General features: G+C 72.4%; 20 protein-coding genes. 11 read left to right on the top strand and 9 right to left on the bottom strand.

The annotated features are described in order from the left end of the window. Window position 1 precedes the first annotated feature (1 nt). Window positions 2-2164 (top strand): 3-hydroxyacyl-ACP dehydratase, encoded by a 2163-nt coding sequence (locus tag ACFY1P_RS05220; RefSeq protein ID WP_390749753.1) that lies wholly within the window; start codon window positions 2-4, stop codon window positions 2162-2164. After that, window positions 2161-3729, top strand: a complete 1569-nt coding sequence (locus ACFY1P_RS05215) for a PfaD family polyunsaturated fatty acid/polyketide biosynthesis protein (protein ID WP_361519924.1) — start codon at window positions 2161-2163, stop codon at window positions 3727-3729. Before ACFY1P_RS05220 ends, ACFY1P_RS05215 begins: the two co-directional genes overlap by 4 nt. Before the next feature lie 17 nt (window positions 3730-3746). Here the strand turns inward: ACFY1P_RS05215 and ACFY1P_RS05210 are convergent, their stop codons facing one another. Genes ACFY1P_RS05210 through ACFY1P_RS05200 form a run of 3 tightly spaced genes read right to left on the bottom strand, consistent with a single transcriptional unit; the run spans window position 3747 to window position 6458 of the window. Beyond that, window positions 3747-4484 (bottom strand): ABC transporter permease, encoded by a 738-nt coding sequence (locus tag ACFY1P_RS05210; RefSeq protein ID WP_361519927.1) that lies wholly within the window; start codon window positions 4482-4484, stop codon window positions 3747-3749. A 12-nt stretch (window positions 4485-4496) separates the two neighbouring features. Next, window positions 4497-5300, bottom strand: a complete 804-nt coding sequence (locus ACFY1P_RS05205) for an ABC transporter ATP-binding protein (protein ID WP_390749752.1) — start codon at window positions 5298-5300, stop codon at window positions 4497-4499. Window positions 5301-5357: 57 nt separating this feature from the next. Next, window positions 5358-6458, bottom strand: coding sequence for a calcium:proton antiporter (locus tag ACFY1P_RS05200; protein ID WP_390749751.1), 1101 nt, complete (start codon window positions 6456-6458; stop codon window positions 5358-5360). Between the two features lie 232 nt (window positions 6459-6690). Here ACFY1P_RS05200 and ACFY1P_RS05195 point away from each other — a divergent pair, with 232 nt between their 5' ends. The 3 genes from ACFY1P_RS05195 to ACFY1P_RS05185 all read left to right on the top strand — a co-directional run bounded on the left by ACFY1P_RS05195 (window position 6691) and on the right by ACFY1P_RS05185 (window position 9238). Then, window positions 6691-6933: a hypothetical protein gene (locus ACFY1P_RS05195; protein ID WP_361519933.1), complete on the top strand. Its 243-nt coding sequence runs from the start codon at window positions 6691-6693 to the stop codon at window positions 6931-6933. A 164-nt stretch (window positions 6934-7097) separates the two neighbouring features. Further along, a complete protein-coding gene (locus ACFY1P_RS05190) occupies window positions 7098-7514 on the top strand; it encodes a hypothetical protein (RefSeq protein ID WP_361519936.1) in 417 nt (138 codons plus the stop codon). 116 nt (window positions 7515-7630) lie between these two features. Beyond that, entirely contained in the window at window positions 7631-9238 is a 1608-nt protein-coding gene (locus ACFY1P_RS05185) for an adenosine deaminase (protein WP_390749750.1), read from the top strand. A gap of 14 nt (window positions 9239-9252) precedes the next feature. On the opposite strand, the gene ACFY1P_RS05180 is transcribed toward ACFY1P_RS05185, so the two are convergent. Together ACFY1P_RS05180 and ACFY1P_RS05175 are read right to left on the bottom strand one after the other, a co-directional pair. Beyond that, window positions 9253-10464, bottom strand: a complete 1212-nt coding sequence (locus tag ACFY1P_RS05180) for a cytochrome P450 (RefSeq protein ID WP_390749749.1) — start codon at window positions 10462-10464, stop codon at window positions 9253-9255. A gap of 42 nt (window positions 10465-10506) precedes the next feature. Continuing rightward, the gene (locus ACFY1P_RS05175) at window positions 10507-11505 is read right to left on the bottom strand and encodes an alpha/beta fold hydrolase (RefSeq protein ID WP_390749748.1); all 999 of its coding nucleotides are present in this window, start codon (window positions 11503-11505) and stop codon (window positions 10507-10509) included. Window positions 11506-11749: 244 nt separating this feature from the next. Between ACFY1P_RS05175 and ACFY1P_RS05170 the strand changes: the two genes are divergently transcribed. From ACFY1P_RS05170 to ACFY1P_RS05160, 3 genes are all read left to right on the top strand, one after another. Further along, the gene (locus ACFY1P_RS05170) at window positions 11750-13180 is read left to right on the top strand and encodes a glutamate decarboxylase (RefSeq protein ID WP_390749747.1); all 1431 of its coding nucleotides are present in this window, start codon (window positions 11750-11752) and stop codon (window positions 13178-13180) included. Window positions 13181-13216: 36 nt separating this feature from the next. Then, window positions 13217-14086: a class II glutamine amidotransferase gene (locus tag ACFY1P_RS05165; protein ID WP_390749746.1), complete on the top strand. Its 870-nt coding sequence runs from the start codon at window positions 13217-13219 to the stop codon at window positions 14084-14086. Window positions 14087-14237: 151 nt separating this feature from the next. After that, window positions 14238-15176 (top strand): glycoside hydrolase family 25 protein, encoded by a 939-nt coding sequence (locus ACFY1P_RS05160; RefSeq protein WP_361519950.1) that lies wholly within the window; start codon window positions 14238-14240, stop codon window positions 15174-15176. A 21-nt stretch (window positions 15177-15197) separates the two neighbouring features. On the opposite strand, the gene ACFY1P_RS05155 is transcribed toward ACFY1P_RS05160, so the two are convergent. Beyond that, window positions 15198-16109: an alpha/beta fold hydrolase gene (locus ACFY1P_RS05155; RefSeq protein WP_390749745.1), complete on the bottom strand. Its 912-nt coding sequence runs from the start codon at window positions 16107-16109 to the stop codon at window positions 15198-15200. A gap of 121 nt (window positions 16110-16230) precedes the next feature. Here ACFY1P_RS05155 and ACFY1P_RS05150 point away from each other — a divergent pair, with 121 nt between their 5' ends. Continuing rightward, window positions 16231-16830 carry a TetR/AcrR family transcriptional regulator gene (locus tag ACFY1P_RS05150; protein WP_390749744.1) on the top strand — a complete coding sequence of 200 codons (600 nt, stop codon included), beginning with the start codon at window positions 16231-16233 and terminating at the stop codon, window positions 16828-16830. A gap of 24 nt (window positions 16831-16854) precedes the next feature. On the opposite strand, the gene ACFY1P_RS05145 is transcribed toward ACFY1P_RS05150, so the two are convergent. The 3 genes from ACFY1P_RS05145 to ACFY1P_RS05135 form a co-directional block, all read right to left on the bottom strand. Continuing rightward, window positions 16855-17610: a dienelactone hydrolase family protein gene (locus tag ACFY1P_RS05145; protein WP_361519958.1), complete on the bottom strand. Its 756-nt coding sequence runs from the start codon at window positions 17608-17610 to the stop codon at window positions 16855-16857. Window positions 17611-17896: 286 nt separating this feature from the next. After that, entirely contained in the window at window positions 17897-18187 is a 291-nt protein-coding gene (locus ACFY1P_RS05140) for a hypothetical protein (protein ID WP_390749743.1), read from the bottom strand. A 117-nt stretch (window positions 18188-18304) separates the two neighbouring features. Continuing rightward, on the bottom strand, window positions 18305-18823 hold the full coding sequence (locus ACFY1P_RS05135; protein WP_390749742.1) for a MarR family winged helix-turn-helix transcriptional regulator: 519 nt from the start codon (window positions 18821-18823) through the stop codon (window positions 18305-18307). A 113-nt stretch (window positions 18824-18936) separates the two neighbouring features. Here ACFY1P_RS05135 and ACFY1P_RS05130 point away from each other — a divergent pair, with 113 nt between their 5' ends. Beyond that, window positions 18937-19407, top strand: a complete 471-nt coding sequence (locus ACFY1P_RS05130; RefSeq protein ID WP_390749741.1) for a hypothetical protein — start codon at window positions 18937-18939, stop codon at window positions 19405-19407. 134 nt (window positions 19408-19541) lie between these two features. Beyond that, window positions 19542-20300, top strand: coding sequence for a PIG-L family deacetylase (locus tag ACFY1P_RS05125; protein ID WP_390749740.1), 759 nt, complete (start codon window positions 19542-19544; stop codon window positions 20298-20300). Window positions 20301-20349: the final 49 nt, after the last annotated feature.

The raw sequence follows: 20349 nt of genomic DNA, 5'->3' as shown, positions 1-20349 counted from the left end.
CATGGAAGAGCTCACCTTCGAGGGCGTACCCCTCCCAGGACCCGCCCCGGCCGGCACCGGGAGGGCCGCGGGAACGGAAGCGGCCACAGCGCCCGCCGTGCGCCTGGCCCAGTGCGTACAGCAGGCACACGCCTCCGTGCTCCAGGCCGTCCACGCCGTCACCGCCTGGCAGTTGGCGAAGGCCGGGACGCCGCCCGGTGCCCTGCCGGCCGTCCCCGGCGTCACCGACGTCCTGCACACCGCGGCGGCGGCGCTCGGCACAGCGGGCGTGGACCCGGCCCACGCGAGCCTCACGGTGACCTGGCACCGCCGGCCGTCGCAGGTCGCCGCCGCACTGCGCGTCCGGAGGCGAGGCGACCGATGGGAGGTCCTCGCCGCGGACGAGGCCGTCGCCGATCTCGCCATCGCGCGGGGCGACCCGTGGCCGCCCCGCGAGCCGCCCCGCCACCCGCCCGACCCCCGGCCCCTGGCCCGTACCACGGTGAACAGCCTGACCGCGGCCGGGCTGGACGCCCTCGCCGCCGGGGACTTCGCGGGCGTCCTCGGCGCCGCCTTCGACCAGCGGGACCAGCCGCCCGACGCGCTGCCCGCCCCCTGGCCCGCCCGCACGCTCGATGCCGTCACCACCATCGACCCTCGCGGCGGCCGCTACGCCCAGGGCTTCGTGCGCGCCACCGCGCACCTGCCCGCCGACGGGCACCCATGGCCGCACCTCCTCGCCATGGCCATGGAAGCGCTGCGCGTCCACGCCTTCCACCAGGGCCTCCACCTGTGCCTGCCCGGCGCGCGTCCGGGCCCGCTGACCGGGCGTCCCGTCCTGGTGGAGATGGCGGGCGCCCCCGCGCCCGGCCCGGCCGAGCTGTGCCTGGACGTCGAGATCTCCGCAACCGGCATGCTGCCGCGCCCCCACGTGATCGCCGACTGCCACATCACCTCGGACGACCGGCCGTTGGCCCGCATGCGCGACGTGGGGATCGCGCTCCACGAGCGGCCCGGACTCGACCTCCTGGACCCCCACCGGCGCAGCTACCGCAAGAGCGTGAACGGGCAGCGGGCCTGGGCCGACGAGCTGCACGCGGCGGCCTTCGCCGAAGGCGACCACAGGGAGTTCCGCCTGCCCGGCATCGGCCCCCTGATCACCGCCCCGGTCCGCCCCCGGCTGCCCCGCGGCGACCTGCGCATGCTGGACCGCATCCAGCGGGTGGAGGGCGAATGGGGGGAATACCTGCCCGGCAGCGGCGGGACCGGTGAGTACGACGTGCCGGAAGACCCCTGGTACGTACGGGAGAACGGCGGCACGCTGCCACAGCTGGCCCTCATGGAGATCGCACTCCAGCCGGCCGGCCTGTTCAGCGGAGCGCTCGGCGTCTCGGGCGAATACCCCGACCGCGACCTGAGCTGCCGCAATCTCGACGGTACGGCCCGCCTGCTGCGCGAGACCGAGCTGCGTGGCGCCACCGTGGAGCAGCAGGTCACCCTGCGTGCGCACTCCGCGCTGCCCGGCGGCATCATGCACCGCTACGACTTCGCCCTGCGCACCGGGGGCGAGACCTTCTACACCGGTGAGGCGGTCCACGGGTTCCTCACCCCCGAACTGCTGGCCCAGCAGCAGGGACTCGATGGCGGCGCCCACGTCCCGCCGTGGCTGGACCGGCAGTCCCCGGCCCCCGACGCGCACCGGCTGGACCTGCGCGAGGACACCCGGCTGGGCCATGGACGGCTGGCGCTGCTGGAGGACGTGATCCTCGTGCCCGAAGGGGGTGACCACGGCAACGGCTACGTCCTGTGCACCAAGCCGGTGCGCCCCGACGACTGGTACTTCCACCACCACTTCTTCCGGGACCCGGTGATGCCGGGCTCCGCCGGAGTGCAGATGCTCTACCAGGCCGTGCACGCCTTCGCCCTGCACACCGGCCTGCTGGCGGACCTGCCGGGGGCGCGCTGCGCGGTTGCGGTCGGGGAGGAGCTGCACTGGTCCTACCGCGGCCAGATCCTGCGCGAGCACCAGCGGGTCCGCGGCGAAGTGCACATCCGTGAGGCCCGTCGGCGGGGCGAGCGGCTGCTCCTGTGCGCCGACGGCAGCATCTGGCGCGACGGCCTGCGCATCTACCAAGTGGACAACATCGCGCTCGACATCCGGGAGAGCGGGGAGGGCCACCGGTGACCTCGACGGATGTGCGGTACGGGCCGGACGGGGTCTACGAGGTGCTCGCCGACCTCGACCGCCCCTGCTACATCGTCAGCCAGGGCGGCCGGATCGGCGCCACCTCGCGGCAGCCCGCCCCGGGCGGCACCCTCACCACGCTCGCGGCGGCCGCGCCGCAGCACCCCACGCAGCTCGGCTCCGCCGAGTTCCGCCGCCACCACGGGGTGCGCCACGCCTACATGGCCGGTTCGATGGCCGGTGGCATCTCCGGCGAGGAGTTCGTCACCGCACTGGCCCGCGCCGGTCACCTGGCGTCCTTCGGCGCGGCAGGGCTGCCCGCGGACCGCATCGACCAGGCCCTGCGGCTCCTGCGGCACACGCTCGGCACGGCCGGCACACCGTACGCCTGCAACCTCATCCACAACCCCCTCGCTCCCACCCAGGAACGCGACTGCGTCGACGCCTGCCTGCGCCACGGTGTGCGCTGCGTCGAAGCGTCCGCCTTCGTCCAGCTGACGCCCGACCTCGTGCGCTACCGCCTCACCGGGCTGAGCGACGACCGCACCACCGGGGTGCGGGCCGAGCACCGGATCGTCGCCAAGGTCTCCCGTCCCGAGACGGCCGAGCTGTTCCTGCGCCCGGCGGCCGACGAAGTCGTCGCCGACCTCCTGGCACGCCGTCTGATCACCCCCGAGCAGGCCCGGCTGGCCCGTTCGGTTCCGATGGCCGACGACATCACCGTCGAGGCCGACTCCGGCGGGCACACCGACCGCCGCCCCCTGGCCGTCGTGCTGCCCGCCGTCGTGCGCCTCCGGGACCACCTGGCGCGCGGGCATCCGCCCACCGCCCGGGTGCGGGTCGGCGCTGCGGGCGGCATCGGCACCCCGGAGGCGGTCGTCGCGGCGCTGACGCTGGGTGCCTCCTACATCGTCACCGGCTCGGTCAACCAGGCGTCCACCGAGGCCGCCACCTCGCCCGATGTGAAGAGGCTGCTGGCCGCGGCGGGGCTGGCCGACTGCACCATGGCGCCCGCGGCCGACCTGTTCGAGCAGGGCGTGACCGTGCAGGTCCTCGGCCGGGGCACGATGTTCGCCACCCACGCCGACCGCCTCTACCGTGTCTACCGCGCCCACGACGGCCTGGAGGACCTGCCCTCCGCCGAGCGCGACCATCTGGAGCGGCGCGTCCTGCGCCGCCCGCTGGACCTGGTCTGGCACGACACCGCCGCCTACCTCAAGACCCACCACCCGCGGGGATACGCGCGGGCCGAGCGGGATCCCAAGTACCGCATGGCGATGGTCTTCCGCTGGTACCTCGCCATGGCCTCGCGTTGGGCCGTCACCGGGGAAGCCGAGCACCGCCACCACTTCCAGATCTGGTGCGGCCCCGCCATGGGCGCCTTCAACGCCTGGACCGCGGGCAGCGAACTGGCCGACCCCGCGCAGCGCCACGCCGCCACCGTCGCCGGCCAGCTGCTGCGCGGCGCGGCCTTCCACAGCCGCGTGACCCAACTGCGCCTGGCCGGCGTACGCCTGCCCGCCGCGTGCGCCACCTACCGCCTCCCTCCGGCCCCGCCACGCTGACCGGCCGGGCGCACGGGTCAGGCCGTGCGGCGGCGCAGGGTGGCGGCGCCGAGGGCCAGGACGAGGAGGGCGCAGCCGGAGACGACGGCGATGTCGCGGACGAAGCCGGCGGTGACGGAGGCGTGGTGGACGACCTGGTCCATGGCGTCGACCGCGTAGGACATCGGCAGGACGTCGGAGACGGCCGACAGCACCGGTTGCATCGTGCCGCGCGGGGCGAAGAGCCCGCACAGCAGCAGCTGGGGCAGGATCACGGCCGGCATGAACTGCACCGCCTGGAACTCGGAGGCGGCGAAAGCCGAGACGAAGAGGCCGAGGGCCGTGCCGAGCAGCGCGTCGAGCAGGGCGACCAGGAGCAGCAGCCAGGGGGACCCGGTGACGTCGAGGCCGAGCAGCCACACCGAGAGGGCGGTGGCGAGCGCGGACTGCAGGACGGCGAGCAGGCCGAAGGCGAGGGCGTAGCCGCCGATGAGGTCGCCCTTGCCGAGCGGCATGGCGAGCAGGCGCTCCAGCGTGCCGGAGGTGCGCTCGCGCAAGGTGGCGATCGAGGTCACCAGGAACATCGTGATCAGCGGGAAGATGCCGAGCAGCGAGGCGCCGGTGGAGTCGAAGACGCGGGGGTCGGCGTCGAACACGTACCGCAGCAGGGCGATGAGCAGGCACGGGACGACGAGCAGCAGCGCGATGGTGCGGGGGTCGTGGCGCAGCTGGCGCAGTACGCGGGTGGTGGTGGCGAGGGTGCGGGAGGCGTTCATCAGGCGGTTTCCTTACGGGAGTCGGCCCGTGCCGCGGGCCTTCGCCTCGTCGACGAGGTGGAGGAAGGCGTCCTCGACGGTCGCCGAGCCCGTGCGGGCCCGGAGCGCGTCCGGCGAGTCGTCGGCGAGGACCCGCCCCTCCCGCATGAGCAGCAGTCGCCCGCAGCGCTCGGCCTCGTCCATGACGTGGGAGGAGACGAGGAGGGTGACGCCGCGCTCCGCGATGCGGTCGAAGAGGGCCCACAGGTCGCGGCGCAGCACGGGGTCCAGGCCGACGGTCGGCTCGTCGAGGACGAGGAGTTCGGGCGTGCCGAGCAGGGCGACCGCGAGGGAGACGCGGGTACGCTGGCCGCCCGAGAGGCGACCGGCGAGGGCGTCGGCGTGACCGGTGAGGTCGACGTCCTCGATGACGCGGGTGACGTCCTCGCGGCGGCCCCGGGCGGCGGCGCGGCCGGGGGTGAGGATCTTGGCGAAGTAGTCGAGGTTCTGGCGTACCGTCAAGTCGTCGTAGACGGACGGGTCCTGTGTGACGTATCCGACGCGGGAGCGCAGGGAGGCGCTGCCGGACGGCCTGCCGAAGACCTCGAGGGTGCCGGTCACCTTGGCCTGGGTGCCGACGACGGAGCGCATGAGGGTGGACTTGCCGCAGCCGGACGGCCCGAGTAGACCGGTGACCTGGCCGCGGGGGATGTCGAAGCCGAGGCCGTCCAGCACCGTCCGGGAGCCGCGGACGACGGTCAGCCCGCGGGCCCGGACGGCCGGGGCGGCGGCGTCCGGGGGCATCTGGCCCGGCTCGGAGCCCAGCATATTCGCCATACGTTGAATAATGCTCCTCGCGAGGCGCCCAGGTCAAAGGCGCAGGTGACGGCGCGCCTACGGGCTGACCGCGAGCACGATGTAGGCCGCCAGGAGGGAGAGGTGCACGCCGCCCTGGAGCGGGGTGGCGCGGCCCGGGATCACGGTCAGGGTGCCGACGGCGACGGTGAGGGCGAGCAGCACCATGTGGGTGGCGCCCAGGCCCAGGACGAGCGGGCCCTCCAGCCAGACCGAGGCCACCGCGACCGCCGGGATGGTCAGGCCGATGCTGGCCATGGCCGACCCGAGGCCGAGGTTGAGGCTGGTCTGCACGCGGTCGCGGCGGGCCGCGCGCACGGCGGCGATCGTCTCGGGCAGCAGCACCATCAGGGCGATGACGACGCCGACGACCGAGGCGGGCAGGCCGGCGGCGGCCACGCCGGACTCGATGGTGGGGGAGACGCCCTTGGCCAGGCCGACCACCGAGATCAGGGCGACGGCGAGCAGGGCGAGGCTGGTCAGGGCCGTGCGGGTGGAGGGCGGGTCGGCGTGGTCGTCGCTGTCGATGACCTCGCCGCCGGCGGTCACCGGGAGGAAGTAGTCGCGGTGACGGATGGTCTGGGTCGCGACGAACAGGCCGTAGAGGGTCAGCGCGGCGAGCGCGGCGAAGACGAGCTGGGCCGTGGAGAACCGCGGCCCCGGGGTGCTGGTGGTGAACGTCGGCAGGACCAGGCTCAGCCCGGCCAGCGTCGCCACCGTCCCGAAGGCCGCGCCGGTGCCCTCCGCGTTGAACACCGCGACCCGCCGCCTGAGCGCGCACACCAGCAGGGACAGTCCCACGATGCCGTTGCAGGTGATCATGACGGCGGCGAAGACGGTGTCGCGGGCCAGCGTGCTGCTCTTCTCGCCGCCGTCCGCCATCAGCGTCACGATGAGGGCCACTTCGATGACGGTGACCGCGACGGCCAGCACCAGTGACCCGAACGGTTCGCCCACCCGGTGCGCGATCACTTCCGCGTGATGCACGGCGGAGAGCACCGCACCGGCCAGGAAGCAGCTCACCAGGGCCACCGCCCCGGCGGACAGTGACCGCCCCCAGGTCAGGGCCAGGACGAGGGCGGCCAGGAGCGGAATGACGACGGGCCAGTACGTGACAAGTGAGCGGAAGCGAGTATTCACGCCACAAGCTTCGCAGATCGCCCAGTGGTATCCATTTCGGTTGCCATGCGACAGCGCGTCGGATGTCGCCGAGGGCTCCTCGGGCGCCCCCGGCCGGTCCGCGCGAGCGCTTCACGGCACACGATGTGCTGAACCGTGCTCCGGAAGCGGTTGCCGGGCAACTGCGGGTGGAAACCCACAAGATGGACATCCCGCCTGCTCGACCCGTCGAGCCGATCCAGGAGTTGAGCGCATGGCCGTGAGTTTCTCCCGCAACATCCGCCCCCTCTTCACCGCGATGGACGTCGAGCACATGAGGGACTTCGGCGTCGCGCTCGACGATTTCGCCTACATGTCCGTTCCGGGCAATGCCCAGAATGTGTTTCAACAGCTGTCCAGCAAGCGGATGCCCCCGCCCGACAGCGGTGAGAACACCTGGTCGGATGCCGACCTCCAGCTCTTCAAGGACTGGATGGACGGCGGATTCCAGCCGTAGCCCCACCCGATCCGGAGCGGCGCCGCCCCCGAGCCCTCAAAGACACGGGACGCCGGGCTGTCCGGGCGACCCCGCGGCGTGTGCGCCGTCGCTCCGGAGGCCCGGCCCCGCACAGTGAAGCCGGGGCCGGCACCGGCCCCGGTCGTCGAGGAACGGAGACGGTGATGACGGTGACCAGCGGCGGGACGGCGCTGGCCGAGGCCATGGTGCGAGGCGTGGGCAGCGGGGAGATGCGCGCGGCGACCCGGCTCCTGGGCGCCCACCGCGACGGCTACTGGCTGAGGCGGTTCGCCGAGGAGGACGGGCTCCCCTCCGGCGGCCCGTCGCTCATCGACCGCACCGGCACGCACGCGTCCGTCGACTGGGCCGCGGTCGGGCTGCGCCTGTTCGACGTGCCGCGATCGCTCTCGGCCACCCCGAGCGAGATCGCCGTCCTGGAGTGCGCCACGTCCCTCGTGGGCCGGTGCGGTGTGACGCTGCAACACGTCCTGCGCGCCGTCGACGACAGCGAGTTCCGTCTCATCACCCGGGCCATGACCGAGGCCGCCTACGGCGAAAGGGCCCTCGACCTGTTCCTGTGAGGCGAGCCGCCTCCCTGCCCCTCCCGTGCCGCAACTGCCGTTCCCGGCATGCGGCAAGGCGCTGCCCGCGGCGCGTACCGCGGCTGGCACCATGAGCGGGTAGAGAGGAATGGATCATGCTCAGAAGACACCGAATCCGGCGGCCCGCACTCGCCGCGCTGACCACCCTGGGTGTGGCCGCGGGCATACTGCCCGCGGCCGCCGCGGAACCGGCCCACGGCGGCCCCGGCAGCGAACAGGCCAGGACCCAGGCGTACATGGACCGCGTGGCACACTCCCCGACGGAACTCAGGCGCTTCATGGCGGAGTTGCCCAAGGGCGGCGACCTGCACCAGCACCTGGACGGGGCGGTGCGGGCGGAGTCCCTGATCGGATACGCGGCACGGGACCACAAGTGCATAGACACCACGACCTACACCGTCACACCGGGACTACAGCCGTGCCCGGCCGGACAGCGCCCGGCCCAGGACGCGCTGCGGCCCGGCCCGCTCCACCGGCGCGTCGTCGAGGCATGGTCCATGCAGGACTTCACCCTCCCGCCCGACGGTGACCCGCAGCCCGGCCACGACCACTTCTTCGCCACGTTCGGGAAGTTCGAGGAAGCGACCGTCGGCCACGACGCGGACATGCTCGCCGAAGTGGCCCGGACCGCGGCTCGCGAACACACCGGCTATCTCGAGACCCTGGTCACGGTGGGGACATCGCCCCTCAACCGGCTCGTCGACCGCGTACACCCCCGCGATCCCGGCCCCGGCGGCCTCGCCGAGTTCTACTCCACGCTGACGGCCGCCCCGCAGTTCCACGACGTGGTCCGCCAGGCCGCGGCGGAGATCGACCGCGGCTACAGCGGCTACCGCGAGCAACTGGGCTGCGACCGGCGGCCCGCCCAGGAAGCCTGCCGGGTCGCCATCCGCTTCGACTACCAGGTCCTGCGCGCCCAGAGCCCGCGCTACGTCTTCGCCGAGCAGATCCTCGGCTCCGAACTCGCACGCCAGGGGCTCGGCCGGGTGGTCGGGGTGAACATGGTCCAGCCCGAGGACGACCCGATCGCCCTGCGGGACTACGCGCTGCACATGAAGATGATGGGCTACCTCAAGTCCCGGGCCCCGTCCGTGCGCACGACCCTGCACGCCGGTGAACTCGTCAAGGGACTCAGCGGCGTACGCGACGACGACCTGGCCTTCCACATCAATGAGGCCGTCGGCACGGCCCACGCCGACCGCATAGGGCACGGCGTCGACCTCGCCCACGAGAAGGACCCCCGGGCACTGGCCGCCCGGATGCGCGAGCGGCACGTCCTCGTCGAAGCGCCCCTGACCAGCAACGCCCAGATATTGCGCGTCAACGGCGACCGGCACCCGCTGCGCACCTACCTCGACGCGGGGGTGCCGGTCGCGCTGGCCACCGACGACCCGGGCGTCAGCCGCGGCGACCTGACCGAGGTCTTCCAACGGGCCGTCACCGAACAGGGCCTGACCGTCGCACAGCTGCGGACCCTGGCGCGCGCCTCGCTGGACCACGCCTTCGTCGAGGGCCCGAACCTGTGGCAGGAGCAGGACCGCTACGACACCTTCGCGGGCCCCTGCCGGGCCGACACCCCCGCCCCCGGGCGGCAGCCCGGCGCCGGCTGCCGGGCGTTCCTGGCGGCGAGCCCCAAGGCGCGGCTGCAATGGAAGCTCGAGACGGACTGGCGAGCCTTCGAGAGCCGCTACGCACGCCGCTGAGCACTAGAGCGCGACTAGAGCTCGACAAGGAGCTCTTCGAGCCCGCGCATGACGTACCCCGGCTTCCACCGGGGCTCCGAGACGAGCCGGAGCCCCGGTGCCTGGCGCACCAGCTCACCGAACACCGCCTGGAGTTCCACGCGGGCGAGCGGAGCGCCCAGGCAGTAGTGGATCCCGGCGCCGAAGGCGAGGTGGGCGTTGTCCCCGCGGGTGATGTCGAGGCGCGACGGGTCCGGGAACCTGGCCGGGTCGTGGTGGGCCGAGCCGAAGAGGAGGGCCACCTCGCTGCCGCGCGGCACCGGCGTGCCGCCCACCTCGATGTCGTCCAGGACCCAGCGCTCGAACAACTGCAGCGGAGTGTCGTAGCGGAGCACCTCCTCCACCGCCCCGGGCACGAGCGCCGGATCGTTCCGCAGCGCGGCGAGCTGCTCCGGGTGCCGCAGGAGGGCGGACCAGCCGTTGCCCGTGGCGTTGACCGTGGCCTCGTGGCCGGCGTTGAGGAGCAGGACACAGGTCGAGACCATCTCCTGCTCGCTCAGCCGGTCGCCCTCGTCGTGCGCGGCTATGAGCGCGCTGATGAGATCGGAACCGGGCGCCGCGCGCCGGGCGGCGATCAGTTCACGCAGGTACGCCGAGAATTCGAGGGACGCCGTGACGGCCCGGCCGGCCGTCTCCTCGGACGGGTCGAGCTCGTACATCCCGCAGATGCCGGCCGACCACGGGCGCAGCAGCGGACGATCGCTCTCCGGGATGCCGAGCATGTCGGCGATGACGGCGACCGGCAGCGGCTCGGCGACCGCCTGGAGCAGATCGCCGCCGCCGTCCGCGACCAGCGAGGCGACGAGGCCGGACGCCAGCCGTTCGACCGAGGGCGCCAGCGCGCTCACCGTACGCGGGGTGAACGCCTTGGACACCAGGCGGCGGACCCGGCCGTGGGCTGGATCCTCCAGGTCGAGCAGCCCGTACCCGTTCAAGGTGGTGAACGGCTCGTGCGCCGCCGGAGGCGGGGTGCGGCCGAACTCCTCGTGCGTGAAGCGGTGCAGATACGTACGGCCGAGGCGGCGGTCGCGCAGCAGGGCCTGCACGTCCTCGTAGCGGGGGATCAGCCACTGGCCGGTGGGGGCGAACCAGTGGGCGCCTCCTTCCTCGCGCAGCGTCGCGTAGACGGGGTACGGGTCGGCGACGAACGACGGCGACCACGGGGCGAAGTCAGACGTTGCGCTCATGCCGCCGCACAGTAGCGGCACCGCCGCGGGAGACGCACGGCCTCAGTCGCCTGCGCCCCGGCCGTCCAGCTCACCGAGGAACTCCACGAGCGCGGCGTTGACCTCGTCGGGCCGCTCCTGCTGGGTCCAGTGGCCGCAGCCGGGCAGGGTCAGGCTTCGGCGCAGCTTCGGCGCGGTGCGGTCCAGGGAGGCCAGCAGCTTGTCCGCGTCGGGGAAGCCGCGGACCAGATCGCGGTCACCCGCCACGTACAGCGCGGGCACCTCGATGCCCCGCCCGTGGAAGGGCGCGAGCAGTTCCCAGTTCCGGTCGAGGTTGCGGTACCAGTTCAGCCCTCCGGTGAAGGCGCGCTCGCCATGGTGGCCGTACTCCCGCACGAAGACGTCGATGTCGCCCTCGTCGAGCCAGCCGGGCAGCCGCTCCGGCTCCGGCATGGTGTCCAGGAGCGTGCGGCCCTCGGGGACGACCCACGGGCGGGGCGGGTCGTTGCGCGGGGACTCGCCCGAGCCGCCGGTCAGGAGGGAGCGGAACGACCTGGCCGGATCGCGTGCCAACTCGGCGTCGGCGACACCCGGTTCCTGGAAGTACAGCTGGTAGAAGCCGTCGCCGAGCACCGAGCGCAGGGCCGGCAGCGGGGGGAGAGGCCCGCGCGGCGCGGGCGGGACGCTCAGGCCCGCCACGGCGCGTACGACGTCCGGGCGCAGCATGGCCGTCGTCCAGGCGACCGGCGCGCCCCAGTCGTGGCCGACGACCACCGCGCTGCTCTCGCCGAGCGCGTGGATCAGCCCGACGACGTCGCCAGTGAGGTGCAGCATGCTGTACGCGGCGATGTCGTCGGGCTGCTCGCTGCGGGCGTAGCCGCGCTGGTCCGGCGCGACCACCCGGTACCCGGCCTCGGCGAGCGGCCCGAACTGGTGCCGCCAGGAGTACCAGCATTCGGGGAAGCCGTGCAGCAACAGCACCAACGGCCCCCGCCCCTGCTCGGCGATGTGCAGTCTGACGCCGTTCACCTCGACGAACCGGTGCTCCACCGCGCTGGTCATCCGTCCTCCTGCCCTCGCTGCCGACCGGGTTGCCGTCACGGACACGCGCCGCGAGGCGTGTTCAACAGTACGGGCCGGCTCGCGGCAGTCACAGATGTGCGCCTGACGGGGACCGGGACGCACCGGAAAGCGGCGGGCCCTCCTCGCGCGCGGTCCGGCGGCGCGGTTCACCGGGAGTCGCCGGGGTACGTGGGCGTGGGGGCGACGGTGCCTCATCCGACCAGCGCGAGAAGGGACTTCGGTCATGGTCTTGAAGCGGCCTCACGAGGACGGACGCGGAAGCCGCGACGTCGAGCTCAACCCCATCTTCAGCCGGGAGCCCGTCACGGTGCCCCGGTACGCCCTGCCCGAGCGGGAGATGGGTGCGGACGTGGCCTATCAGCTCGTGCACGACGAGCTGATGCTGGACGGCAACGCCCGCCTGAACCTGGCGACCTTCGTCAGCACGTGGGCGGAGCCGCAGGCCGAGCGGCTCATGGCCGAGTGCGCCGACAAGAACATGATCGACAAGGACGAGTACCCGCAGACGGCCGAGCTGGAGACGCGCTGTGTGCACATGCTGGCCCGGCTGTGGCACGCCGAGGACCCGCACGAGGCGATGGGCTGCTCGACCACCGGGTCGAGCGAGGCGGCGATGCTGGGCGGGCTCGCGCTCAAGCGGCGCTGGCAGCACCGGCGCCGCGCCGAGGGCAGGCCCACCGACCGGCCCAACCTGGTCATGGGCATCAACGTGCAGGTCTGCTGGGAGAAGTTCGCCGACTACTTCGAGGTGGAACCCCGCTACGTCCCCATGGAAGGCGACCGCTTCCACCTCAGCCCCGAGACGGCGGCCGAACTGTGCGACGAGAACACCATCGGCGTCGTCGCCGTCCTCGGCTCGACGTTCGACGGCAGCTACGAACCCGTCGCGGACATCGCGGCGGCCCTCGACGACCTCCAGGCCCGTACCGGCCTCGACGTGCCCATCCATGTGGACGGCGCCTCCGGTGCCATGATCGCGCCCTTCCTCGACCAGGAGCTGGAGTGGGACTTCCGGCTTCCGCGGGTGGCGTCGATCAACACCTCCGGCCACAAGTACGGCCTGGTGATGCCGGGCGTCGGCTGGGCGCTGTGGCGCGACGCGGCCGCCCTCCCCGAGGACCTGGTCTTCCACGTCAACTATCTGGGCGGCGACATGCCCACCTTCGCGCTGAACTTCTCCCGGCCCGGCGCCCAGGTGATCGCGCAGTACTACAACTTCCTGAGGCTGGGCTTCGACGGCTACCGCAGGGTGCAGCAGACCTGCCGGGACGTCGCCGTCCGCCTCGCCGCGCAGATAGCCAAGCTGGATGAGTTCGAGCTGGTCACCGACGGCAGCGACATACCGGTCTTCGCCTTCAAGGTGCGCGACGGCATCGCGGGCTTCTCCGTCTTCGACGTCTCCGCGGCCCTGCGCGAGCGCGGCTGGCTGGTCCCCGCCTACACCTTCCCGGAGAACAGGACCGACCTGGCCGTACTGCGTATCGTCGTGCGCAACGGCTTCAGCCACGACCTGGCCGACCTGCTGCTGGAGGATCTCAACCGGGTGCTGCCGCGCCTGCGGAAACAGAGCGCGCCCCACCGCGACTCCGATGACGCCGGGGGCTTCGCGCACGGCGCCGAGACGAAGAATCCGCAGCGGGCCGGCCGGCACTGACGCACACCGCCGGACGAGCGACGACAAGGAGCCTCCATGTGCCGACTCTTCGGTCTGACCAGCGCGCCCGTACGCACACGCGCCACCTTCTGGCTGCTGGACGCCCCCGACAGCCTCAGCCGGCAGAGCCACCGGGATCCCGACGGCACCGGCCTCGGCTACTTCGACGCGCTGGGCGTCCCGCACCTGCACAAGGCGCCCATCGCGGCGTACGAGGACCGCTGCTTCGCCCAGGAGGCCGAACACGTCGAGTCGGCGACCTTCCTGGCCCACGTGCGCTACGCCTCGACGGGCAGTCTGGAGGAGCGCAACACCCATCCCTTCCTCCAGGAGGGCCGGCTCTTCGCCCACAACGGCGTCATCGAGGGTCTGGGCGCGCTCGACGACGAGCTGGGGGACGCCCGGTCGCTGGTCGCCGGTGACACCGACTCCGAGCGGTTCTTCGCCCTGATCACCCGTGAGATCCGGACGCACGCGGGCGACGTCGCCGCCGGGATCGCGCACGCGGCCCGCTGGGTCGCCGAGCACCTGCCCGTCTACGCCCTCAACCTCGTCCTCACCACGCGCGACGAACTGTGGGCCCTGCGCTATCCCGACACCCACGAGCTCTACGTCCTCGACCGTGACGCCGGCGGCCAGCACGGTGACCGGCACCTCGACCACAGCGGCACCCGAGGCCGCATGCGCGTCCACTCGCAGGACCTGGCGGCGACACCGGCGGTCGTGATCGCCAGCGAACGCCTGGACGACAACCCGCGCTGGAGACTCATGGAATCCGGTGAGCTCCTCCACGTCGGCCCGCGGCTCGACATCACCAGCCACATGGCACTGCCCGATCCACCGGCACACCGGCTGACCCTGGCCGACCTGCGCCCCGAGGCGGCGGCTTCGCAGAAGGCGGGCTGAGGCCGGCCGTACCGCTCACCGGAAATTCTCCGCGGTCGACGCCTGGATATTGTCATGGGGCCGACAACCTGCTCCGCTGGCGATGAGGCGTCGGACGACGAGCGGGCGCCGCCGCGCAGTTGTACGGCGCGGCGGCGGAAGAGAGAGCGATATGGGTGTCTACGGCCAGGACTGGGCGAGTTACCAGTCGTCGGAACCGGATGTGTCAGGACTCGGCTTCGCCTTCGTCAAGGTCACCGAGGGCCTGTCGTACGTCAACTCCAAGTGGGTGGCGCAGCGGGACCACGCCAAGGCCCACGGGCTGGTGTGGGGCGCGTACCACTACCCCCACATGGCCAACGCCCCGCGTGCCGAGGCCGATTACTTCCTCCGCCAGGTCGCCTGGCGGCCGGGCGATCTCGTGGTCCTCGACTGGGAGGGCTACGACGACGCCAACCAGGGCGTGCCGCGCGCCCGCCAGGCCGCGTACAAGGAGGCGTGGCTGCGGTACGTCAAGCGCGAGCTGCCGTACAACCCGGTCGGGATGTACGCCAACCTCGACTACTGGCGCAACGTGGACACCACCGGCTACTACTGCGACTTCCTGTGGATCGCCACCGCCGGACGGGCCGCCGGGCGCCCGGGCATCCAGGCCGACTGGCTCTTCCACCAGTACAGCGACTCCGGCGGTGTCGACCGCGACTACTGCCACCTCGGCAGCGTCAGGGAACTCCGCGCCTGGGCCTTGTCGTTCCGGCCCGCACCCCCCACCGCTTCCTACACGGAGGACGACATGCTCGCCTTCTTCACCGTGCCCCCGAACACGGACTTCGACCTGCCGGTCGAGCCCGCGGGAACGACCTCGGCTCCCCAGGGGGCGGCCCGCAACGGTCCGGCCTGGGTCGCCCTGGCACCGCAGGGCGCGGACGGGCAGGTGACCACCACCCTCCACCAGGAGGGCGGCACCTGGGGCAGCTCCAGCCGCGCGGGCGTGACCGTGGCGGGCAGCAAGCACCTGATCGCGCTGCCCTCCGACGGCACGGTCGACAAGGTGCGCATCCGCTCCACGGTGCCGCTCGTCGGCTACGTCGTCGGCCGCCAGGTCGCCTGAACCCTCCACTTCGCCGACGGATCAGTCGACGGATTCCATGAAGCTCAGCATGCGCCTGTTGACCTCGTCCGCGTGATCGATCTGCGGGCCGTGTCCGGTGTCCGAGACGATCTCGGCACGGGCGCCCGCTATCAGGCGCGGGACGCGCTCCACCTGCCGTCGCGGGTGCACGAGCAGGCTTCGCTTGCCGAGCACCAGATAGAGCGGGGTGCGGATGGTGCGCAACTCGTCCTCGGTGAGGGGGAGCGGAGCCGGCCGGCGGATGCGGTAGGCGCGCACCCCCGCCCTGACCATGGCCTGCAGCTCGGGAACGATGAGGACCGGCTGCTCCAGCCACGCCGCCAGGCGCGGGCGCAGTGCCTTGGGGGCGAAGGTCGCGAAGAGACTGACGAAGATCCATACGAAGAAGCGCAGCCCCACCTTCTCCAGGCCGCCGGGGTCGAGCGGAATCGCCGAGGCGAGGCGGCCGGGCCTGTGGTGCGCCTGGTTCAGGACCAGCCAGCCGCCGTAGGAGGAGCCGACGAGATGGACGCGGTCGAGGCCGAGGCCGGCGAGCGTCTCGTCCAGCCACTGTGCGGCGCGTTCGGGCTGGTGGATGGCTACGCGCTGCACGCTGCGGCCCGGGTCGCCTGGGGTGTCGATCGCGTAGACGGGCCGTTCGGCGCTGAGCGCCGCGGTGTTCGGGTACCACATCGCGGAACACGAGCCCGCCCCGTGGACCAGGACGACCGGGGTGCGCGACCGCGCGGCGGGGTCCGTGGGGCCGTACCGGTAGACGTGCGTGGTGCCGAAGCTCGTCTCCACGTCCACCTCCTCCAGGGCGGGCGCGCCCATGGCGTAGAGCGCGTCGCACGCCGCGAAGTAGCGGTCGCGCAAGGAGTCGTTCACATAGCGGCCGACGTCGGCCTGGGGGCGGGTCTTTGTCTCGGGCACGGTGGGTACCTCCGGGAGCAGCCGTCCTTGGTGATACGACCGTACCATGATGGTGATACGGGCGTACCATGAAGGTGCCGGCAGGGCCCGAGCAGAGGAACCGACGAGCGGAGACGCGAAGATGCCCAAGCACGTGGATCACGACGTACGCCGTGCCGAGATCGCGGAGGCGCTCGTCCGGGTCGCCGGGCGACGCGGACTGCACGCCGTCGGGATGCGTGACGTGGCGGCGGAGGCGGGGGTGTCGCTGCGCCTTGTGCAGTATTACTTCCAGACCAAGGAGAAGCTGCTCCTCTACGGACTCCACCACCTGGCCCGCGGCTTCGGCGAGCGGGTCGCCGCCCGCGTCCGGGCGGCGGGCGACGACCCGGGCCTGCGCGCGGTGATCGAGGCGCTCTTGACGGCCGCGCTGCCGACGGACGAGGAGAGCCGCCGCTTCCACCTGCTCTACACCTCGTACGCCGTCCTGGCCGTCACGGACGAGTCGCTCGCCGCGCAGCCGTTCATCGCCAGCCCCGACGCCGCCGAGGCCACCGTGGCCGGCCTGCTCCAGAAGGCGGAGGAGGCCGGCCTCACCGCCCCCGGCGTCGACGCGCGCGCGGAGGCGATCAGCCTGCTCGCCATGTCGGCGGGCCTGGGCACGAGCGTCCTGGTGGGCCAGCGCGACCCGGAGACGGCGGCGGGAATCCTGACCCGTCATCTGGACCGGATCTTCCGGTAGGGCGTGCGGTTTCGCCCTGTCAGGTCAGAGCGTGCGGCCGAAGAGGTCCAGCAGCGCCGCCCAGTGGCGTTCGGCGGCCTCGGCGCTGTAGGAGGCGGTGTCGGCCTGCGTGAAGCCGTGGGCGGCGCCGGTGTAGACCTCGCACCGGTGACGCACGCCCGCCTCGGTGAGGGCCTTCTCCAGCCGCTCCATCTGCTCGGGCGGCATGGCGTGGTCCTGATCGGCGTGCCCGAAGTACAGCTCGGCGGTGATGCGGTCGGCGAGCAGGTGCGGACTGTCCGGGGCGGTCGAGGCGAGGTGCCCGCCGTGGAACCCGGCCGCCGCGGCGACCCGGTCCGGATAACTGCCTGCCGTACGCAGAGCCAGACCGGCACCCAGGCAGTAGCCGGTGACACCGACCGGCCCGTCGTTCGTCAACGGAGAGTCGGCCAGCCAGCGCAGGTAGGCGTCGGCGTCGCGCATCGCCGCCTCCGGCGTCAGGGCCTCGAAGAGCGGCCCGAGCTGCTGGAAGATCTCCGGGCGCTCCGCCACGTCGATGAATTCGGGCAGCTCGATCACCGGCGCCCGTCCATGGCGGTGGAAGACGTTGGGAACCAGGACCGTGTAGCCGGCCGACGCCAGCCGGTCGGCCATCTTCTTCAGATGCGGCCGCAGCCCGAAGGCGTCCATGTAGAACAGGACAGCGGGGTACGGGCCGCTGCCGGTGGGGTGTGTCAAGTAGGCATCGGCGGTGCCGTCCGGTGTGGGGATGTCGACGGATGTCCCATGCACGGAGGTCATCTGTACTTTCCTTTTCCTGTCGTTCGGAAGAGAACCGGGTCGGGGTGCGCGAAGGAAATACGCGGCACTGCGGGTGGCTCTCGCGGTGCTCCAGGCGGCCGATACTAGACCTACCGGATGCGGACTCCGCTTAGCGGCCTGCCCGTTGGCCGCGGTCCGCGGCGGTAGGGGTGACCCTCGACGTGCCCGACGGACGGATCCGGACCACCCGCGCGGGAGCGGCTGTCCCCGCCGGCCCCGGCGCCGTGATCGCACCGGTCACAGGCCGAGCCGCCGTACTTCGGGGTCAGTTACGAGGCACCGCCTCAGTCCCGCGCTCCAATTCGGCCGTCACCGTGCAATCCCTGTTCGCGACGCGGCAGGGAACGATGACCTCGGCCTCCCCTCCCGGCTCGCCCGACTGGAGGACCATATTCCGGTCGGCGAGCGATTCCATGAGGTCCCGGTCCTGGTCGAATTCGAGAAGAGCCTTCACCAGGCGCGCCGATGCCGCCGACGAGGCGAACCCGAGCCCCGCGTAATCGATTCCGGTCAAGTCGTAGGCCCGCATGCCGGGCGTGGCCATCTCGAGCAACACGCCACCCGCATGGCGGGGGCGGGCTCGGTCGGCCTCTCGTGGTCGTCATTCGTCGTCCTGGAGATCCGGTTCCCGGTTTCCCCGTGAACCGGCACTCCGTCTCACTGCCTGTCCGCCTCACTGCCTGTCCGGCTCACTGCTTGTCCGGCGATTGCCGCTCGGGCCCGCTGCCGTGCGCAGGTTGGCTGCCACTTGGCCCAGCGCCTTGGCGAGGACGGCCCGTTCCTCCGTCGACAGGCCCGCCAGCAGCGGCTCCTCCAGCTCGGCCAGGGTCTGCCGCATCTCGGCCAGCATGTGCCGGCCGTGCTCGGTGACCCGCAGCACGGCCGTCCGCCCCCGCCCGGCGGGGGAGGACCGGGCGACGGCGCCCGCCCGCTCCAGCTGGAGGACCGTGGCCTGCATGCTCTGGGCGGTGACCCCGGCGCGGCGGCCCAACTCGCTGTAGGAAAGGCCGGGTTCGCGTGCGAGGTGCCCCAGCGCGCTCATCAGGCGCAGGGAGTGGCCGCCACGCGCCTCCAGGGAACGACCGGCCTCCTCCCGTACGGCCCGGCCCACGCCGATCAGTATCAGCGCCGGCGACAGCCGTTGCTCCTCGGCCAAGGCCGTGCCACCCGCTTCCGTATCGCCTGTCGTCATCGCCTGCCGTCATCACCGCGCCCGCCCCGCACCCGCCGTCGGGGCCGCCGTATCCGGATGCTAGCGTCCCACATGTTTAAGTCTGACTGAAACCAATGGGAGCGAACGCGCTCATGACCAAGCTCATGCTCAGCCTGCACGTCCTGGCGGCGCTCATCCTGATAGGCCCGGCCACGGTCGCCGCGAGCCTCTTCCCTCGCTACGCCCGGCAGGCCCTGGGCGCGGACGCCGGCTCGGAGCCGGGCGCGCTCCGGCTGCTCCACCGCGTCACCCGCGTCTACGCCGCCGCTTCCATCACGGTCCCGGCCTTCGGAGTGGCCACCGCCGGGCAGATGGGCGTGATGGGCGACACCTGGCTGATCGCGTCGATGGCACTGACGGCGCTCGCCGCGTTCCTGCTCGTGCTCGCCGTGTTCACCCAGGACGCCGTCATGGACGCGCTCGACAAGCGGGACGAGAACGCGCTCGCGACCGCCAGGGCGGCACTGCCGCGCCTGGCCATGGTCACCGGCATGTTCTCGCTGGCCTGGGCCGTGGTCACGGTCTTGATGATCATCCGCCCGGGCTCGACGACGGGGGCTTGAGCGGGGCGTGGTGGCCTGACCGGCCATGTACGCGAGAGCGACGGTGTTTCGGCAAAGGACGTCTGCCATGCCGGGAGCGCGCCGGCCAGGGTGACGTACGATCAGGTTTTCCTTCGTCCGGAAGGGGGCCGTCCATGCCCGTGCCGAGCCTGCTCGCGGTTTTCGCTCACCCGGACGACGAGTCGTTGTCGGCAGGCGGAGTGCTCGCGCGTCACGCGGCTGCGGGCGCGCGTACCGCGGTTGTCACGGCGACCTGGGCAGCGGACACCCCGCGGGCCGTGGAACTGGCCGAGGCCCTGCGGATCCTGGGCGCCGGCAAGCCGCGGATGCTCGGCTACGCCGATGCGCGTGTGCCGCGGTCGGCACCGGGCCGCGTACGGTTCTGCGATGCGCCGCTCGACGAGGCGGTAGGGCGGGTGGTGGCGCACATCCGTGAATTCCGCCCGGACATCGTGATCACCCACGACGCCTACGGCGGGTTGCCCGGTCACCCGGATCACGTGCACACCCATCGGGTGACCATGCTCGCCGCCCAGGCGGCCGGGCTCGGCCGGCTCTACCCGGACGCCGGAGCCCCCTGGCAGCCGCGCGCCCTCTACCTGGCCACGCATCCGCACTCCGCCGTGCCGGCGCTGAGAGACGTGATCGGTGCGCGCAAGGCGGTGTTCAGCGTTCCGGACGAGCAGGTCGCCGCGACCGTCGACGTCGGCCCTTGGCTGGAGCGGAAGATCGCCGCCGTGCTGGCGCACCGCTCCGAGGTGGAGCGGGGAGCGCTACCGGGGGTGATCGCCGGCCTCCCGCCCGACGCGCGAGAGCGCTTGCTCGCCACGGAGTGGTACATCCGCCACGACCCCGCCGCCGTGCCGTCGGTTCTGACGGAACTGACCACCTGACTCCAGAGGTTCTGTCCGCGAGCTGACCCGGGCGTCCAACTCCCCCCCG

This window comes from Streptomyces sp. NPDC001407, from assembly GCF_042895325.1.
GTDB lineage: Bacteria > Actinomycetota > Actinomycetes > Streptomycetales > Streptomycetaceae > Streptomyces.
Note: the sequence above shows the minus strand (reverse complement) of the source record. Positions and strands in the feature narration are given on the sequence as shown.

Bases quoted from the DNA above. Each gene is read 5' to 3' on its own strand.
- ACFY1P_RS05220 (WP_390749753.1), top strand. From the start codon at position 2: ATGGAAGAGCTCACCTTCGAGGGCGTACCCCTCCCAGGACCCGCCCCG.
- ACFY1P_RS05210 (WP_361519927.1), bottom strand. From the start codon at position 4,484: ATGAACGCCTCCCGCACCCTCGCCACCACCACCCGCGTACTGCGCCAG.
- ACFY1P_RS05205 (WP_390749752.1), bottom strand. From the start codon at position 5,300: ATGGCGAATATGCTGGGCTCCGAGCCGGGCCAGATGCCCCCGGACGCC.
- ACFY1P_RS05195 (WP_361519933.1), top strand. From the start codon at position 6,691: ATGGCCGTGAGTTTCTCCCGCAACATCCGCCCCCTCTTCACCGCGATG.
- ACFY1P_RS05190 (WP_361519936.1), top strand. From the start codon at position 7,098: ATGACGGTGACCAGCGGCGGGACGGCGCTGGCCGAGGCCATGGTGCGA.
- ACFY1P_RS05185 (WP_390749750.1), top strand. From the start codon at position 7,631: ATGCTCAGAAGACACCGAATCCGGCGGCCCGCACTCGCCGCGCTGACC.
- ACFY1P_RS05180 (WP_390749749.1), bottom strand. From the start codon at position 10,464: ATGAGCGCAACGTCTGACTTCGCCCCGTGGTCGCCGTCGTTCGTCGCC.
- ACFY1P_RS05175 (WP_390749748.1), bottom strand. From the start codon at position 11,505: ATGACCAGCGCGGTGGAGCACCGGTTCGTCGAGGTGAACGGCGTCAGA.
- ACFY1P_RS05170 (WP_390749747.1), top strand. From the start codon at position 11,750: ATGGTCTTGAAGCGGCCTCACGAGGACGGACGCGGAAGCCGCGACGTC.
- ACFY1P_RS05165 (WP_390749746.1), top strand. From the start codon at position 13,217: ATGTGCCGACTCTTCGGTCTGACCAGCGCGCCCGTACGCACACGCGCC.
- ACFY1P_RS05160 (WP_361519950.1), top strand. From the start codon at position 14,238: ATGGGTGTCTACGGCCAGGACTGGGCGAGTTACCAGTCGTCGGAACCG.
- ACFY1P_RS05150 (WP_390749744.1), top strand. From the start codon at position 16,231: ATGCCCAAGCACGTGGATCACGACGTACGCCGTGCCGAGATCGCGGAG.
- ACFY1P_RS05145 (WP_361519958.1), bottom strand. From the start codon at position 17,610: ATGACCTCCGTGCATGGGACATCCGTCGACATCCCCACACCGGACGGC.
- ACFY1P_RS05135 (WP_390749742.1), bottom strand. From the start codon at position 18,823: ATGACGACAGGCGATACGGAAGCGGGTGGCACGGCCTTGGCCGAGGAG.
- ACFY1P_RS05130 (WP_390749741.1), top strand. From the start codon at position 18,937: ATGACCAAGCTCATGCTCAGCCTGCACGTCCTGGCGGCGCTCATCCTG.
- ACFY1P_RS05125 (WP_390749740.1), top strand. From the start codon at position 19,542: ATGCCCGTGCCGAGCCTGCTCGCGGTTTTCGCTCACCCGGACGACGAG.